At 72.3% G+C, this 14772-nt stretch carries 15 protein-coding genes; 10 read left to right on the plus strand and 5 right to left on the minus strand.

The features are described 5' to 3' along the window. Positions 1-14 precede the first annotated feature (14 nt). Positions 15-734 (minus strand): hypothetical protein, encoded by a 720-nt coding sequence (locus tag ACSQ11_RS07940; protein WP_436004598.1) that lies wholly within the window; start codon positions 732-734, stop codon positions 15-17. A gap of 212 nt (positions 735-946) precedes the next feature. Here ACSQ11_RS07940 and ACSQ11_RS07945 point away from each other — a divergent pair, with 212 nt between their 5' ends. From ACSQ11_RS07945 to ACSQ11_RS07990, 10 genes are all read left to right on the plus strand, one after another. Continuing rightward, positions 947-1891: an ATP-binding cassette domain-containing protein gene (locus ACSQ11_RS07945; protein ID WP_436004599.1), complete on the plus strand. Its 945-nt coding sequence runs from the start codon at positions 947-949 to the stop codon at positions 1889-1891. Then, positions 1888-2655, plus strand: a complete 768-nt coding sequence (locus ACSQ11_RS07950; protein WP_436004600.1) for a hypothetical protein — start codon at positions 1888-1890, stop codon at positions 2653-2655. Before ACSQ11_RS07945 ends, ACSQ11_RS07950 begins: the two co-directional genes overlap by 4 nt. 41 nt (positions 2656-2696) lie before the next feature. Beyond that, a complete protein-coding gene (locus ACSQ11_RS07955; protein WP_436004601.1) occupies positions 2697-4016 on the plus strand; it encodes an MFS transporter in 1320 nt (439 codons plus the stop codon). Further along, complete coding sequence (locus tag ACSQ11_RS07960; RefSeq protein WP_436004602.1) at positions 4006-5439, plus strand: pyridoxal phosphate-dependent decarboxylase family protein; 1434 nt, start codon at positions 4006-4008, stop codon at positions 5437-5439. Before ACSQ11_RS07955 ends, ACSQ11_RS07960 begins: the two co-directional genes overlap by 11 nt. A 94-nt stretch (positions 5440-5533) precedes the next feature. Continuing rightward, a complete protein-coding gene (locus ACSQ11_RS07965; protein WP_436004603.1) occupies positions 5534-6556 on the plus strand; it encodes a hypothetical protein in 1023 nt (340 codons plus the stop codon). A 162-nt stretch (positions 6557-6718) separates the two neighbouring features. After that, the gene (locus tag ACSQ11_RS07970) at positions 6719-7459 is read left to right on the plus strand and encodes a HemK2/MTQ2 family protein methyltransferase (RefSeq protein ID WP_436004604.1); all 741 of its coding nucleotides are present in this window, start codon (positions 6719-6721) and stop codon (positions 7457-7459) included. Further along, complete coding sequence (locus tag ACSQ11_RS07975) at positions 7456-7668, plus strand: CDGSH iron-sulfur domain-containing protein (protein WP_436004605.1); 213 nt, start codon at positions 7456-7458, stop codon at positions 7666-7668. The genes ACSQ11_RS07970 and ACSQ11_RS07975 overlap by 4 nt, the downstream gene beginning before the upstream one ends. After that, the gene (locus tag ACSQ11_RS07980) at positions 7665-8699 is read left to right on the plus strand and encodes an iron-containing redox enzyme family protein (RefSeq protein ID WP_436004606.1); all 1035 of its coding nucleotides are present in this window, start codon (positions 7665-7667) and stop codon (positions 8697-8699) included. Before ACSQ11_RS07975 ends, ACSQ11_RS07980 begins: the two co-directional genes overlap by 4 nt. Further along, entirely contained in the window at positions 8696-9760 is a 1065-nt protein-coding gene (locus tag ACSQ11_RS07985) for a carboxylate-amine ligase (RefSeq protein WP_436004607.1), read from the plus strand. Before ACSQ11_RS07980 ends, ACSQ11_RS07985 begins: the two co-directional genes overlap by 4 nt. A gap of 78 nt (positions 9761-9838) precedes the next feature. Further along, complete coding sequence (locus ACSQ11_RS07990) at positions 9839-10444, plus strand: dihydrofolate reductase family protein (RefSeq protein WP_436004608.1); 606 nt, start codon at positions 9839-9841, stop codon at positions 10442-10444. A gap of 13 nt (positions 10445-10457) precedes the next feature. On the opposite strand, the gene ACSQ11_RS07995 is transcribed toward ACSQ11_RS07990, so the two are convergent. From ACSQ11_RS07995 to ACSQ11_RS08010, 4 genes are read right to left on the minus strand one after another with little or no spacing between them, the layout of a single operon-like run. Then, positions 10458-10958 (minus strand): flavodoxin family protein, encoded by a 501-nt coding sequence (locus ACSQ11_RS07995; protein ID WP_436004609.1) that lies wholly within the window; start codon positions 10956-10958, stop codon positions 10458-10460. After that, positions 10955-12442, minus strand: a complete 1488-nt coding sequence (locus ACSQ11_RS08000) for a DUF4389 domain-containing protein (protein WP_436004610.1) — start codon at positions 12440-12442, stop codon at positions 10955-10957. Before ACSQ11_RS08000 ends, ACSQ11_RS07995 begins: the two co-directional genes overlap by 4 nt. Before the next feature lie 58 nt (positions 12443-12500). Then, complete coding sequence (locus tag ACSQ11_RS08005) at positions 12501-13430, minus strand: hypothetical protein (RefSeq protein ID WP_436004611.1); 930 nt, start codon at positions 13428-13430, stop codon at positions 12501-12503. Then, positions 13427-14752 carry a wax ester/triacylglycerol synthase domain-containing protein gene (locus tag ACSQ11_RS08010; protein WP_436004612.1) on the minus strand — a complete coding sequence of 442 codons (1326 nt, stop codon included), beginning with the start codon at positions 14750-14752 and terminating at the stop codon, positions 13427-13429. Before ACSQ11_RS08010 ends, ACSQ11_RS08005 begins: the two co-directional genes overlap by 4 nt. Between the last annotated feature and the right edge of the window lie 20 nt (positions 14753-14772).

Genomic DNA, 14772 nt, shown 5'->3' on the forward strand with positions numbered 1-14772 from the left:
AATCCGGGCTTTTCTCAGACCCGCGAGCGGGTGGCACGGTCGCCAAGGGCAAGGCCCAGAGCGGTGACGAACAGCCACACCGGACCGGTCATGCCAGCCATGTACTGCAGGGGCGAGATGCCGAGGACGAGGGTGAGGCCGCCGAGGACGACACCGACCCAGCCGAGCCAGCGTGACATGGCGCCGTGGCGCAGGGCACTGATGGCGACGGCGACACCGGTGGCACCGGCGCCGACCCACAGCCACGGGATCGTGCCGACCCAGTGGTTGAAGAAGACGGCCGACTCGGGGACGAGCCCGATGCTCGGGTCGGAGACCGCGAACACGAACTCGGTGGTGAGGCCCGAGCCGAGCAGCCCGGCGACCGCGACGAGTCCGAGCCCACCGCCGGCGACGTCGGGGAGCAGGCTGCGGCTGGGGAGCTGGTCCGCGAGCCGGCGGCGCAGGCCCGCGGCGAAGACGAGCATGAGCACGACCGAGATCATCGTCGCCGTGTGGAAGACGAGGATCTGCGGCACGAGCTCGCCGAGCCGCGCGACGATCTTGTCCGGGTCGCCGTCCGCGTCGGGGGAGTAGACGGCGTCGATCTGCATCGAGGCGCCGATGCCGATGATCGAGGCCAGGCCGGCGGCGACGCCGGTGAAGGCCCAGCCGCGGCTGGTGGTGGCGGGGGCCGGCTCGGTGGTGTCGATCCGGTTCGGTGCGGTGGTGGGGGTGGTGACGGTGGCGCTCATGGCGACTCCTCGGGGTGTGTCGGTTTCTGGATGACACCCACCGTGGTGCGCCCCGCGTCCCCGCCGACAGGGCCCGGTGTCCCGTCCGCCCGGGACGTTCGGACGGGACGCTCCCGCATCTGCACACAACCTTCACAGGTTCCTCCCCCACCTCCGCCGGGGCTGGGCCTAACGTGCGACGGGAGCGAGCGGACGAGGACGGGAGCACGGCGATGATCAGGGTCGAGGGGCTGACGAAGGTGTATGCCGGGGTGCGCGCGGTCGACGACCTCACCTTCGGCGTGGAGTCGGGGAAGGTGACCGGGTTCCTCGGTCCCAACGGGGCGGGCAAGTCGACGACGATGCGGATGGTGCTAGGCCTCGACCGCCCCACGGCGGGGACGGCCACGGTGAGTGAACGGCGCTACAAAGACTTCCCGGCGCCGCTGCGCGAGGTCGGCGCACTCCTCGATGCGAACGCCATGCACCAGGGCAGGACCGGGCGGGCTCACCTGCGGATCGGGGCTCGCAGCAATGGGATTCCCGCAGCTCGGGTCGACGAGGTGATCGATCAGGTCGGGCTGGAGGGGGCGGCCGGCCGGCGCATCAAGGGGTACTCGCTCGGCATGCGCCAACGGCTCGGCATCGCCGCCGCGCTGCTCGGTGACCCACCGGTGCTCCTCTTCGACGAGCCTGTCAACGGCCTGGACCTCGACGGTGTGCGCTGGATCAGGGCGCTGCTTCGCGGGTTCGCCGACGAGGGCCGCACCGTCCTTGTGTCGAGCCACCTCATGAGCGAGATGCAGCTCATCGCGGACCGGGTCGTCGTCATCGGGCGCGGCCGCCTCATCGCCGACACCGACATGGACGGGCTGCTCGCCGGTCTCGACGGCGGACGCGTGCGGGTGCGGTCACCCCGGGCAGCCGACCTCAGGTCGGCCCTGGACGGCAGGGCGACGGTCACCGCCCACGGTGCCGACGAGCTCGAGGTCAGGGGCCTCCCCGCGAGCGAGGTCGGAGACCTCGCGCACGCGAACGGCATACCGCTGCACCTCCTCTCGGAGGTCGAGCAGTCGCTCGAGGACGCCTACCTCTCGCTCACCGAGGACAGCGTCGAACACCACGGCCACGTCCCCGGGGACGTCGCCGCGACCGTCGGCGAAGGAGCAGCGCGATGAGCACCGCCACGGTCCTGGCGCGGGCGGCCCGCGCCGAGTGGAGCCGGATCTGGAGCGTGCGGTCGAGCTGGGTGCTCGTCGTCTGCCTCGGCCTCTTCGTCGTCGGCGTCGGAGCGCTGGCGGGCGTGGATGCCGCGCGAAACCCCGGGTCGGTCCCTCCAGGCTCGACGGCGTGGGACGGTGCCCGCTTCACGGCGATGTTCGCGCTCTTCGGCACGGTCGCGCTGGCGGTCATGACGAGCACCGCCGACCACGGCACCGGCGCCATCGTCCCGACGCTGCAGTGGACTCCGCGACGGGGCGTCCTGCTCACGGCGCGCAGTGCGGTCATCGCGCTCTCGGTCACCGTGATCGGCATCGCCTTCGTGACCGGAGCGAGCATCGCCATCACGCTCATCGCGTCGGAGGTCGCGCTCCCGGTCGGCCAAGGACTGCGCTCGATGGGCGACCTCGTCGTCGTCCTCGGGTGCGGCGCGCTGCTCGGCATCGGGCTCGGGCTCGCGACACGGAGCACCGCAGCCGCGCTCGTGCTCGCCATCGCGCTGCTGCTCGTGCTGCCCCTGCTCGTCGCCAACCTGCCCTTCGACTGGGCGACGACCGTCTCGTCGCGGCTCCCCGGCTCGGGTGCGCTGTTCCTCATCTTCGGGGAGGGGCCGCGCGACGACATGACCGTCGCATCGGCCCGACTCACCCTCGTGGCGTGGGCAGCCGGTGCGACCGCGCTCGGAGGCTGGCGCCTGCTGCGGAGCGACGCCGGCCACTGATTGCCCCTCCACCGCGCCTGCGGGCAGACATACTGCGGTGCATGCCCCGCGACCGCCTGACCCGCGCCCAGACCGCGGGGTATGCCGCCGGGTCGGTCGGGACGGGCGGCTTCGGCACCCTGCCGGGTCTCGTCCTCGCCTACTACCTCACCGACACGCTCGGGGTCGCGGCCGCGTTCGCGGCCGTCGTCGTGCTCGTTCCCAAGGTCTGGGACGTCGTCATCGACCCGGCGATCGGCGCCCGCAGCGACCGCGAGGTCGCCACACGCGGTTCGCGGCACCGGCTCATGGCGCTCGGCGCCCTCACCCTGCCGGTCGGGTTCGTCGCGATGTTCGCCGTGCCCTCAGGCGTCGGCGCCCCGCTTGCCGCCCTCTGGGTCGTCGTCGCGTTCGTCCTCGCCACGACGTCGTTCAGCCTCTTCCAGGTGCCCTACATCGCGGCCCCCGCCGACCTCACGAGCGACTACACCGAGCGCACGCGGATGATGGCATGGCGGGTCGGTGTGCTCGCGCTGGCGATCCTCGCGTTCGGCGCCGGAGCGCCAGCGGTGCGCGACGCCCTCGGCGGTGGCCGGGCGGGCTACCTCGTCATGGCCGTCGTGTCCGCGATCGCCCTCACGGCAGGCATGCTCGCCACTGTCGCGAGCCTGCGCGGTCACGAGAGCGTGGCCGGCTCGGTGGGCGAGTCGCAGACCCTGCGGGCCGGGCTCGACGCGGTGCGCGACCTGCCTCGGTTCCGCTCGCTCCTCGTCGTCTTCGTCCTCCAGGCCTTGGCGACCGGCATCGTCCTCGCCTCCGCGCAGTACGTCGCGACCTACCTCCTCGGCTCCCAGTCGTGGGTCAGCGTCCTCTTCGCCGCGGTCGTCGCCCCGGCACTCTTCGTCATGCCGCTGTGGAAGCGGCACGCGGCCGCGCGAGGCAAGCGGACGGCATACCTCGCGTCGTCCTGGTTGTTCGTCCTGGCCTGCGTGGCCCAGGTCCCGGCGCTCGTGCTCGGCTGGGTGTGGCTCTCCGTCCTCGCCCTCGCGGTCGGGGGGATCGCGTATGCCGGGATGCAGCTCTTCCCGTTGGCGATGCTTCCCGACGTCATCGAGGAGGCTGGGCGGGCCCGGGGCGGTGCCATGAGCGGAGTGTGGACCGCACTCGAGACGGCCGGGCTCGCGCTCGGCCCCGCGATCGTCCTGGGGATGCTCGCCGTCGGCGGGTTCGTGTCGAGCACGGGTGACCCGGCCGCGCAGCCGCGCGGTGCCGAGTTGGCGATCGGGCTCGCGTTCACGCTCGTGCCGGCCGCACTCGCGCTGGTGTCGATCACGGCGCTGCGGCGCTACGAGGAACCGGAGGTGGTGCTCGGTGGCCCCTGAGTCACGCGACATCGACGAGGTGCTGGCGCAGCTGCGGGCCTACCGCTCGCACGACGCCCCCACCCATGGCGGCAGGGTGCTGTCCTACGTCTACGACTCCGGTCGGCCCGACCTCGATGAGGTTGCGGCACAGGCGATGCGGCTCCTGCAACCGGTCAACGGTCTCGACCCGACGACCTTCCCGTCGATCGCGCTCATGGAGTCCGACCTCGTGGCGTTCGGTCGCACGATGCTCCACGGCCCGGCGGCGACCGGGTCGGTGACGTCGGGCGGGACCGAGAGCTGCCTTCTCGCCGTGAAGGCGGCGCGTGACCTCTGGGTGGCGCGGGGCGGGACCGGGCGTCCACGGATCGTGCTGTCGACGTCGGCGCACGCGGCGTTCCACAAGGCCGCGCACTACTTCGGGCTCGACGTCGATACCGTGCCGGTCGACGTCGCGTCCGGTCGCGCGGCGGTGGGTGCGCTCGAGGCCGAGCTCGGTCCGGAGGTGGCGCTGGTCGTCGTCTCGGCACCGTCCTACCCGCACGGCGTCATCGACCCGGTCGCCGAGGTCGCGGGAGCGGCGGCGGACCTCGGGATCCCGTGCCACGTCGACGCGTGCGTCGGGGGGTGGGTCCTGCCGTGGTGGGAGGCGGCCGGCGGGGATCCGTTGCCGCAGTGGGACTTCCGCGTCCGTGGCGTGAGCAGCATCAGCGCGGACATCCACAAGTACGGCTACGTCCCCAAGGGCGCCTCGCTCCTCCTCTTCGCCGACGGCGAGCTCGACCTCGCCCGCTACTTCGCGACCACTGGCTGGCTCGGCTACCCCGTCGTCAACCCGACGATGCTCGGCACCCGCTCGGCGACGTCGCTGGCCGCTGCGTGGGCGGTGGTCCAGACCCTCGGTGAGGACGGGTATGCAGGCCTCACCTGCCGCGTCGTCGCCGCCACTGCCGCGGTGGTGGAGGCGGTCGAGGACATCGAGGGGCTGCGGGTCCTCGGGGAGCGGCAGGGTCCCCTCGTGGCGGTGGCGACCGACGAGGACGCGTCGCCGGACCGCCGGGTCGACCCCCTGCTCTGGGTGGCGGCCGTGGCCCGGCGCGGGTTCACCCTCCAGGGGCAGCCCTCGCTCACACAGGGCGACGGGTCCGTGGTGCCGCACACGGCGCACCTCACCATCACCCCGGTCACCGACGGGCTGTTGGGCGAGCTCCAGCCGGCCCTCGTCGAGGGTGCCGACGAGGTGCGGGGACACACGCTGCCGAGCCTGGAAGCGTTGTCGCAGAACGGCATACCGGATCCTGTGGCGCTGGCTGACGGTGCGCGGGCGGGAGGCGACCTCGACCTCACGACCGTCCTCATGCTCATCGAGACGCTACCCCGGGAGGCGTCCGCCCAGCTGCTCTCGGCGTTCCTGCAGAGGTTCACCGCGCCGCGAGGCTGACCCTGGTCGTAGTACCCATGGACAGTTGTCGGCTGAACTCTCCCGCCCGTTGAGTGTGCGTGCACACACGACGCAGCGAGCAGAGGAGAGAGTCATGGCAGGCAGAGCACGCATCATCGGGGTGGCCCTGGCCATCGCCGCGCTGGGGGCCATGGGGACCGCAGCCACGGCACCGGCGCAGGCCGCTTCGTCGAAGGGCTGCGTGAGCGGGGGCTACCGACTCGTCAACCTCACGACCGGGGCGACCGTCGCCACGGCGGGCAGGGACCGGATCCGCACGACCATCCCCGCGGCGCAGCTGGGCAGCACGTTCGCGGTCCGCGGGCGCTACACCCAGTTCGACGTCCGCAGCGCCGACTTCGCCGTCCTCAACCAGTCGTTCACCGGCGCGGCCAACGAGCTCGACATCACAGGCGGGCGTTTCACCCCGGTCTATGCGAGCAAGGTGCCCGACCACCGTGGCCTGACTCTCGGCAGCGGGATCGCCGTCGAGCTCGACGAGGAGGAGCTCAGCCTGTCGCGGACCGGCACCGGGCTGTCGATGAAGATCCAGGCCAAGGACTGCGCGCAGGGCGGCATCTTCCAGATGGAGCCGCAGCGAACCGACGGCGCCACGACGCGCGTCACCCACACGCTGGCCCAGTCGGCGGCGCCGGGTCTCACGCCGTTCTACTTCGACAACCCGAACTTCCGCTCGCGGATCGGGCAGTTCCTCGGGTCGGGGTGCACGAGCGTGACGACCGGCCCCGCCGGGCAGTTCTGCGTCCAGGTCGCCTCACGCGTCAACATCGCCAACGACGTGTCACCGACGTTCGTCGTCCGGGACAGCGCCCAGGTCGCCACCCGCGTCCCGCAGCCGGCGTGCAACACCGCCACGCCGCTCACGCCGAGCGCGCGCCACTGCGGCGGGGTGTCGGTGTGGGACGTCGCGAGCGGTGGCCGGATGGGCTTCGTCACCGGTGAGGACGCCACCGAGGTCGCGAACCCACCGACGACGTGCACGTCGGACTGCCAGGCGCAGAACCAGGTGCGGGGCCGGCTCGCCAACCTCGGCCACCCGTTCCCGGTCCCGGCGGGGAGCAGGCTCACGCCACGGATCTCGAGCGTGCTCGGCTGATCCCGGGGAGAGGTCGACGACGCCGCAGGTCATGCCCCTGACCTGCGGCGTCGTCGCGTCCCCGTGGGCGGCAGATGCATGGACGCGGTGCCGAGAGGGTAGGGACCGGTCAGGTGCGCACGCGGGGTGGGCACGCGACCATCCGTCTGACGGAGGAGACCGATGAGCCGACTTCAGGACCCCACGACGACGTCCCGCCGGTCGGTGCGGCCCGCGCTGCTCCGACTCCCCGGGTGCTATCCGGTGCAGGCCGACACCTGGCTGCTCGCGGACGCGATGGCCCACCTCGGCTGTGCGGCCGGCGCGAAGGTCCTCGACCTGTGCACGGGGACCGGTGCGCTCGCCGTCGCAGCAGCGCTGGCGGGTGCCTCCGACGTCACGGCGGTCGACCTGTCGTACCGGTCGTCGGCCAATGCCTGGCTCAATGCGAGACGTCACGGGGTCCGTGCGACGGTCCGGCACGGCGACCTCTTCGGCGCCCTCGCCGGTCCGGACCGGTTCGACCTCATCCTTGCGAACCCGCCCTACGTCCCGTCTCGGTCCGGCCGACCCTCGCGCCACCGCCTGGACCGGTGCTGGGACGCGGGGCCCGACGGCCGGCTGTTGCTCGATCGGATCTGCGACGAGGCGTACGACAGGGTCATCCCCGGGGGGTGCCTGCTGCTCGTCCACTCCGACGTCGCAGACGAGGTCCGGACGCTGGGAAGCCTGCGACAGAGGGGTTTCGAGGCGGAGGTGGTCCTTCGTGCGACGGAGAACTTCGGTCCAGTGATGAGGTCCCGTGCCGCGATGATGCGCGAGAATGGCCTCATCGAGCCGGGGCAGGCGGTCGAGCGTCTCGTGGTCGTCCACGCCACGCGTCCGCCACTTTCCCGGGGAGTCGGTCTGGAGGCGTCCGCATGAGCACGGTCAACCGGGTGGTCGTCACGGGCGAGGGGCCGGTCCTCGTCGAAGGACCGGTCGAGGTGGTCGGGCCGGACGGGGACGTCGTGCGCTCCGACCGAGCCGTCGTCGCGCTCTGCACCTGTCGCCGCAGCCGGATCGCGCCGTTCTGCGACACGAGCCACCGCGACAAGGTGAGGGCTGCGTCGGGCGCCGAGGTGGAGTCATGACCGCGACGACGAGCTCTGCCGCGCCCACCGCACCGACAGCACCCCCCGCCCGCTCCCCGGACCCCTCGCCCGGCCCCCGGCTCCCCACGCCCCGTGGACCCATCTCCGAGGCGGTGGTCGACCTCTGCACCGGCCGCCTCGGTGCACCGTTCCCGTCCCACCGCGTCGTCGACCCCTACGGCGAGGACCTCCAGCTCGCTCTCTACGTCTGCTACGAGCTGCACTACCGCGGCTTCGTCGGTGTCCCCGATGCGATGGAGTGGGACCTCGACCTGCTCGGGATCCGGCTCGAGCTCGAGTCGATCTTCCTCGACGCCCTGCGTCGCGACGTCGCAGGTGGCGACGACCTCGACGCCGAGATCGCGGGTCTCCTCACCGAGCAGGTGGGCGCCGAGGGCGTCTCGCACCACCTCGCCGGGACGGGCACCCTCGAGCAGTTCCGCGAGTACGTCGTCCACCGCTCGGCCTACCACCTCAAGGAGGCAGACCCGCAGCTCCTCGTCGTCTCGCGTCTGGAGGGTCCGGCCAAGGCCGGGCTGGTCCGGGTGGAGCACGACGAGTACGGCGCCGGTCGGGCCGAGGCAATGCACTCTGAGCTCTATGCCGCGATGATGCGCGAGCTCGGCCTCCGGGCCGACTACGGCCACCATCTCGACTCGGTGAGCGGCACTGTCCTCGCCGAGGTCAACCTCATGTCTCTCTGCGGCCTGCGACGCGAGCTTCGCGGCGCTTCCGTCGGCCAGTTCGCAGTCATCGAGCTCACCTCGTCGCCGGGGTCGGCCCGCCTCGTCAGGGCGGCACGACGTCTCGGGTGCGGCCCCGCCACCGAGCACTTCTACGCCGAGCACGTCGAGGCGGACGCCGTCCACGAGCAGGTGCTGCGGCGTGACGTCATCGCACCGCTCGTGGAGCGCGAACCCGCCCTGCGGGCCAACCTCGTCTTCGGTATCCAGGCCAGCCAGCTGCTCGGTGACCGTTTCGCCGACGAGGTCCTCGGTGCGTGGCGAGCGGGAAGGTCGAGCCTGAGGTGACGCGCACCGTCGGGGTCGAGGAGGAGTTCCTCCTCGTGGGCGTCAGCTCGGGAGAACCGGTCCCGGTGGGTCCGGACATCGCGTCCGAGGCCGGCGTCGCGGGGATCAAGGGAGAGTTCAAGCAGGAGCAGGTCGAGATCTGCTCGGCGCCGACGGACGCGCTCGAGCGCCTGTCCAGTGACCTGCGGCACCTCCGCGGCCAGGTGTCCGACCTCGCCGGCCGGCACGACGCCGCCCCGGTCGCCTCCGGCACCTGGCCCGGCGCGCACACGCCGACGGCGGGGGCATCGGAGCGCTTCGACCGGATCGGGGCGGAGTTCGGCGAGCTGGCCCACCAGCAGCTGACCTGCGGCACCCACGTCCACGTGGCCGTCGCCTCGCCCGAGGAAGGGGTGCGGGTGCTCGACCGGATCCGCCCGTGGCTCGCGCTCCTCACCGCCCTGGCGTCGAACTCGCCCTTCTGGCAGGGACGCGACACCGGGCACGCGAGCTGGCGTTCGGTCGTCCTCTCGCAGCTGCCCACCGCCGGACCGGCTCCGGTGTGGGGCGACCTCGACGCCTACCGTCGCGCCTCACGGGCCGTCATCGACGCGGGCGGAGCCTTCGACGAGGGGATGCTCTACTACGACGCCCGGCTGTCGGCGCGCTACCCGACGGTCGAGGTGCGGGTGACCGATGTCTGCCCCGAGCCCCACGTCGCGGTCGCGGTCGCCGGGCTCTGCCGCGCGCTCGTCGACACGGCTGCCAGGGCGACCGCGGCGATCCGTCGGGACGGCGAACCGTCGACCCTCGCGCTCCGCTCGGCGTCGTGGCGAGCGGCCCGGCATGGCGTCGGCGACCGTCTCGTCGACCCCGGCACGGCAGCGCTCGTCGCTGCCGAGCAGGCGTTCGAGTCCCTGCTCCGGTTCGCCGGTGACGCCCTCGACGAGAACGGCGACCGGGCGCTCGTCACCGAGGTCGTCAAGCGCACGCTCGTCGACGGCACGGCGGCGGACCGCCAGCGACGCGTCGTCGACCCCGGGTCGCCGTGGCGGGGGCTCACCGACTTCCGAGTCGCCTGACCCACATGTCCGGCCGCGAGGCACTTCCGCGGGCGGACGGCATACGACAGACTTCGAGGACGGAGGAGGGAGGCTGCGGTGGGCAGCGTCATGATCGACCTCATCACCAGTCTCGACGGCTACGCCGCGGCGGAGGGCTGGCCCGGCCTGTGGGGCGTCGAGAGCGCCGAGTACCTCGCGTGGCTCGATGCGCAGGAGACGGACCACGACGTCCTCATGGGCGCGACGACCTACCGGCTCATGGCCGACTTCGCCGCGCAGGTGCCCGACGACCCGGGCTTCGTGCAACTGAGCGAGATGTCCAAGGTCGTCTTCTCGTCGACCCTCGAGGAGCCGCTGTCGTGGTCGAACTCGGTTCTCGTGAGGGGAGATCCGGTCGACTGGGTCCGCTCGCAGAAGGAGGGTGGCGACCGCTCGATGCGCACGCTGGGCAGTCTCTCCGTATGCCGTGCGCTCCTGTCCGCGGGACTCGTGGACAGCTTGCGGCTGGTCGTGTTCCCGTTCATCACGGGGCTGACCGGTCAGGAGCGGATCTTCGACGGCTACCCGGACGTGGCCCTCGAGCTCGTCGAGAGCCGGACGTTCGCGCCGGGCCTGCAGCTGCTCGAGTACGTGCCGACGCTCCTCGACCGGCCGCCGGCCGGTGGCATCGTCACCAGACCGGGGTCGGAGTCGGGGGGCTGACTGCCCGGGGGGGCTAGGGATGCGCGAGCTCACGGCCCCAGTCACGGGCTCTCTCGAGCTCACCGTCGACGAGCGGCCCCTCGGTGCCCTCGACCCAGAACGACTCCGGGTCCGCGCACGCGCTGCCACCCAGTCTTCTCAGGCGCCTGGCCGCCTTCTTCGCGGCGGAGCCCGGCAGGTGAGGGTGGTTCACCCGCGTGTCGAACGTCGCGTATGCCGTGTGCACCCCGCCGTCGTCGAGGCCGGCCAGCCACTCGCGCACGCCCATCGAGGAGGACTCGACCGGGCGCTCGGCCTTGGTCTCGGCGTCGTGCCGGGTCGAGGCCCGGCTGAGCCCGAAGGCGTGGGTGGGGCCACCCACGACGAGCAGATCGAGGTCGGGCGGCAGGGGTGTCGCCGTCGACACTTCGTGCACCTCGACCTGCGCCCGCTCGCGCAGACCCTCGGCGACCGCGTGCGCGACCTCTCTCGTGTTGCCGAACATCGACTCGTAGACGACCCATGCCCGTGTCATGACGTCCTCCGTCCCGGTCCGGCCTGACGGATGGCGAGGATGATGATCGCGGCGCTCGCGACGGCGAGGAGGAGGCCTCCGAGGAGCAGGCCGAGGCCGAGCTGGGTCAGCCACGGGAACGTCGCACCGATGGCGACGTCGGCGGTCACCCCGGAGCTCCCGTCGGAGTTCATGAGCACGGCGGACCAGCTGCCGTCCCTGGGCTCCCACGTGAGCTGCTGGCTACCGCCGCCCGTCGCGGACGCCACCCAGAAGGTCTGCGCGGTCGGGGCGCCCGGGTCGGCCGATCCCGCGACCTCGCGCTGGTCGATGCCGGGGCGGCGCTCGACGCTGTAGGACGCGCCGTCGAGGTAGGCGGCGACGTCCCGGTTCGGCCCGATGCCGAAGAAGACGGGGTCGCTGGAGCTTCCCGGGGACACGGTGATCCGGACGTCACCGATGACCCGGTCCGGGACCCAGCTCGCACCCGTGGTGTCGAGCTCGAGGTCGCTGAAGAGGACCGCGCTGCCCGAGGTCGTGAACGTCTCGGTCCGCGACATGACGTAGCCGTCGTCGTTGCGCGCGACGCCGTCGGCGACGAGTGCCGCGACACCACCGGTGACGAGACCGAGCGACGTCAGGGCCGCGATGCTGCCCACGATGACGCTGATGACGGAGCCGGCGCCCCAGCCTCCTCGTGGCGGCAGCCCCGAGCCCCCGGCGGCCGGGCCTTCGACGGTCGGTGGTTCGGTGCCCGGACGTCCCGTGACGGGACCGGCCGGTGCGGACGGGGCGGAGAGGGTCATCCGACCACCGGGTTCGTGCGGACCCTGGTCGAGGCGGAAGGGCGGGTACTCGTCCGTCATGAGGCCCGCATACGCGGCGACCCGCAGGACCCAGCGGTTGAGCCCGAGGAGCAGGTCGTAGAGCGGACGCGGGTAGGCGCCGGTCACGGCAAGGACGACGGCGGCAACGATCGCGAGCAGCCCCACGAGGCCTCCGCCGAAGACCCACCGGGCGTTGTCGTCGGCCTGCCACGCGACGGCGGTGCCGCCACCGACGAGGATGCCGACGACGAGGTAGTGAGGGATGGCGAGCAGCCACCACTTCACCAGGGCCAGCCCGCGCGAGAGGTGCTCGGGGTAGTCGACCTCGAGGTGTGCGGGGTAGTCCGGGTCCTCGGCGAGGGTGAAGGGTGGATAGCGGTCCGTCGCCAGCGCGCCGTAGGAGTAGTAGGTCACCCGCCACCACCAGCGCAGGACACCGACGTTGAAGTCGAAGATCCCCCTCGGGTAGCGACCGGTGACCAGGATCGCGAAGAGGGCGACGACGCTGAGGACGACGAACGCCGCCCAGAGGAACGCCAGGACGATGTAGTGCGGGATGGCGAGGAGCCACTTGACGAGCCACAGCCATCGAGAGGCGGCCGGGTGGTCGACGGCGTCGACGTGGACGGGGTAGGGATGGGGGATGGGAGTGGGGGCGTACTGGGTGGATGCCGCCATGGGGATCACGACCTTCGATGTGCGGGGTTCCTGTCCCGTCTCCACGCTCCTCGCCGGCTCAGTGCCGCAGAAGGGACCTTCGACCCGCAGTGGCGGGAGGTGCGGTCGCGGTCGTCGGCCTCGGGCTCGCACCGGAGCGAGGTGTCGAACCGGCGACGGGCCGGAGCAGGAGCCACAGCGGGACCAGGCCGACGACCGCGAGGACGAGGAACGGCGGGACGACGGCCAGTGAGACCACCGGCGACTCGGGGTCCGCACGCACGCCGAACCACTGGTCGAGTGCGATGCTCACGCTCTCGATGACCCACATCCCGAGCACGGCACCGACGACGAGGGCGCCGCGACGCTCGCGGCGGCGCAGCCACAGCGCGCCGACTGCGGCGAGCGGGAGCCAGATCGCGAGGTCCTGCACATAGATGGCGTTGGTCTGCACGCCGGTCCCCTCGAGCACGGGTGCCGGGTCCTGCCCGAGCGACGGCACGATCCTGGCGAGCCAGGCGAGGGTGTTGAGCGCGACGACGAGCCACACGTAGGTCGACAGGCCGCGGACCGAGGCCCGCTCCGCGATGAGCTCGCCCGCCCGGCCCACCTCGGTTGATGCGATGAGGTAGCCCGTGGCCCACAACCCGCACCCGAGCACGGCGACGTAGAGGAGGAAGGCCGCGTTGAACGGCGTGAGGAACAGCAGGAGGACGGCGTTGTAGATGACGTAGAGCAGGGCGCCGGCCCAGACGACGAGGGCGCGGGCCGAACCACGCCACGCCATCCGGAGCGAACCGAGCAGGACGGGCAGCGCGACGGTCCCGAGCACGAGGGCGGTGCCGCGCGCCGAACCCTGCATCGCCTCGGGCCCGTGCAGCAGGCCCGGGTCGGCGAACGTCCACCCGGCGGCGAGTCCCGCGACGAGCACCGTGGCCACTGCGAGGGCGGTCGCGGTCCTCAGGGCGCTCGAGGAAGGGGATGCGTGGTCGGCCGATGTGGTCCTCATGCACCAAGACTGGTGTCCTGCAGCACCGTGGCTTCAGGGGACGAGGTCCCGTCCTCCGCGACGAGTGACCGCAGCTGGAGGTCGAGGGCGTTCGTCAGGGCGACCACCTCCGGGACCACGTCGGGATCCGCGATCGCGGTCACGACGAGCTCGCCGGCATACGAGAGGACCGCGAAGGAGACGCCGACGTTCCCAGGGGTGGTCGCCATCGGCACGATGTGCTCGATCGGGCTGCCGCACAGGAGCATTGGGCGACTCGGCCCTCGCACGTTCGTGAGGAAGGAGTTCACCAGGCGCTGCCGCACGATGAACCAGCCGAACGTCCGTGTCGCCGCCAGGAGGCGGAAGGCGGGACCGACGAGCGCGGCAGACTCGCCGTGGCCGCCGGACCGTCTCGCCGCGGTCAGGCGGCCGACCTCCCGGACGCGCGCTGGGGCGCTGCCGTGCAGTGGGACCCGGACCGGCATGACGCCGACGTGGTTGCCGAGCTCGCCGTCGGGCCGTGGACGACCGGACACCGGGACCGAGACGACGAGCTCGGACAGGTCCTCGCCCCGACGGCGGAGCACCTCGTCCATGGCTCCCGTGACGGCAACGAGCAGCAGGTCGTTGACCGTCACGTCCTGTCGCCGCGCGGCGCTCCGCACGGTGTCGAGGCCGATGGTGACGACGCGGAAGACGCGCCGTGGGCCTGTGGGGCGGTTGAGCGAGGTCCGCTGTGCGGCGTGCGGGACGCCTCGCCCCAGCTCGCGCCAGCCTTGTGCCACCCGCGGCAGGAGCCGCCTCGCCGGGTCGGTCTCTCCCCGCTCCGTCGACTGTGGACCCACGTGTGGGGGGTTGTCGACGAGTGCGGCGAGGAGGGAGAGTCCGCCGACGCCGTCGGCCACCACGTGATGGAGGACGATGACCACGGCGTGGGCCGTCTCGCCTCCCGGTCCAGTGACCACCACGGCCCGCCACGGAGGCCGTGAGGCCACGAGCCGATGGGTGAGCACGCCCGCCGCGGTTTCGAGGACGACGTCGAGGTCGCCCGGGTCGTGGCACCGTCGCCGGGTCACGTGGTGGGAGAGGTCGAACCCGGGGTCGTCGCGCCAGACCGGACGTCCCCGCCCGTGGCACGGGTGGTGCACGGCACGGCGCAGACTCGGCACCGCGCCGAGCCGACGTCGCAGGGCAGCCTCCACGTCGCTCGCCCCCACGGGCTCGGCGAGGGTGAGGACTGCGCCGAGGTGCATCGGGGCCGGGCCGACGTCGGTGCGCAGCGGGACCAGGTCGGCGTCGGTGAGGCGGTCGACAGGTCCGTGCACGGCGGTCGCCCTCATGGGTGCGAGCCTGCCACCGG

Source organism: Knoellia sp. LjRoot47 (assembly GCF_964253435.1).
Classification (GTDB): domain Bacteria; phylum Actinomycetota; class Actinomycetes; order Actinomycetales; family Dermatophilaceae; genus Knoellia.

Excerpts from the sequence above, each read along its gene's own strand:
- ACSQ11_RS07940 (WP_436004598.1), bottom strand. The coding sequence starts at position 734 with ATGAGCGCCACCGTCACCACCCCCACCACCGCACCGAACCGGATCGAC.
- ACSQ11_RS07945 (WP_436004599.1), top strand. The coding sequence starts at position 947 with ATGATCAGGGTCGAGGGGCTGACGAAGGTGTATGCCGGGGTGCGCGCG.
- ACSQ11_RS07950 (WP_436004600.1), top strand. The coding sequence starts at position 1,888 with ATGAGCACCGCCACGGTCCTGGCGCGGGCGGCCCGCGCCGAGTGGAGC.
- ACSQ11_RS07955 (WP_436004601.1), top strand. The coding sequence starts at position 2,697 with ATGCCCCGCGACCGCCTGACCCGCGCCCAGACCGCGGGGTATGCCGCC.
- ACSQ11_RS07965 (WP_436004603.1), top strand. The coding sequence starts at position 5,534 with ATGGCAGGCAGAGCACGCATCATCGGGGTGGCCCTGGCCATCGCCGCG.
- ACSQ11_RS07970 (WP_436004604.1), top strand. The coding sequence starts at position 6,719 with ATGAGCCGACTTCAGGACCCCACGACGACGTCCCGCCGGTCGGTGCGG.
- ACSQ11_RS07975 (WP_436004605.1), top strand. The coding sequence starts at position 7,456 with ATGAGCACGGTCAACCGGGTGGTCGTCACGGGCGAGGGGCCGGTCCTC.
- ACSQ11_RS07980 (WP_436004606.1), top strand. The coding sequence starts at position 7,665 with ATGACCGCGACGACGAGCTCTGCCGCGCCCACCGCACCGACAGCACCC.
- ACSQ11_RS07995 (WP_436004609.1), bottom strand. The coding sequence starts at position 10,958 with ATGACACGGGCATGGGTCGTCTACGAGTCGATGTTCGGCAACACGAGA.
- ACSQ11_RS08000 (WP_436004610.1), bottom strand. The coding sequence starts at position 12,442 with ATGGCGGCATCCACCCAGTACGCCCCCACTCCCATCCCCCATCCCTAC.
- ACSQ11_RS08005 (WP_436004611.1), bottom strand. The coding sequence starts at position 13,430 with ATGAGGACCACATCGGCCGACCACGCATCCCCTTCCTCGAGCGCCCTG.
- ACSQ11_RS08010 (WP_436004612.1), bottom strand. The coding sequence starts at position 14,752 with ATGAGGGCGACCGCCGTGCACGGACCTGTCGACCGCCTCACCGACGCC.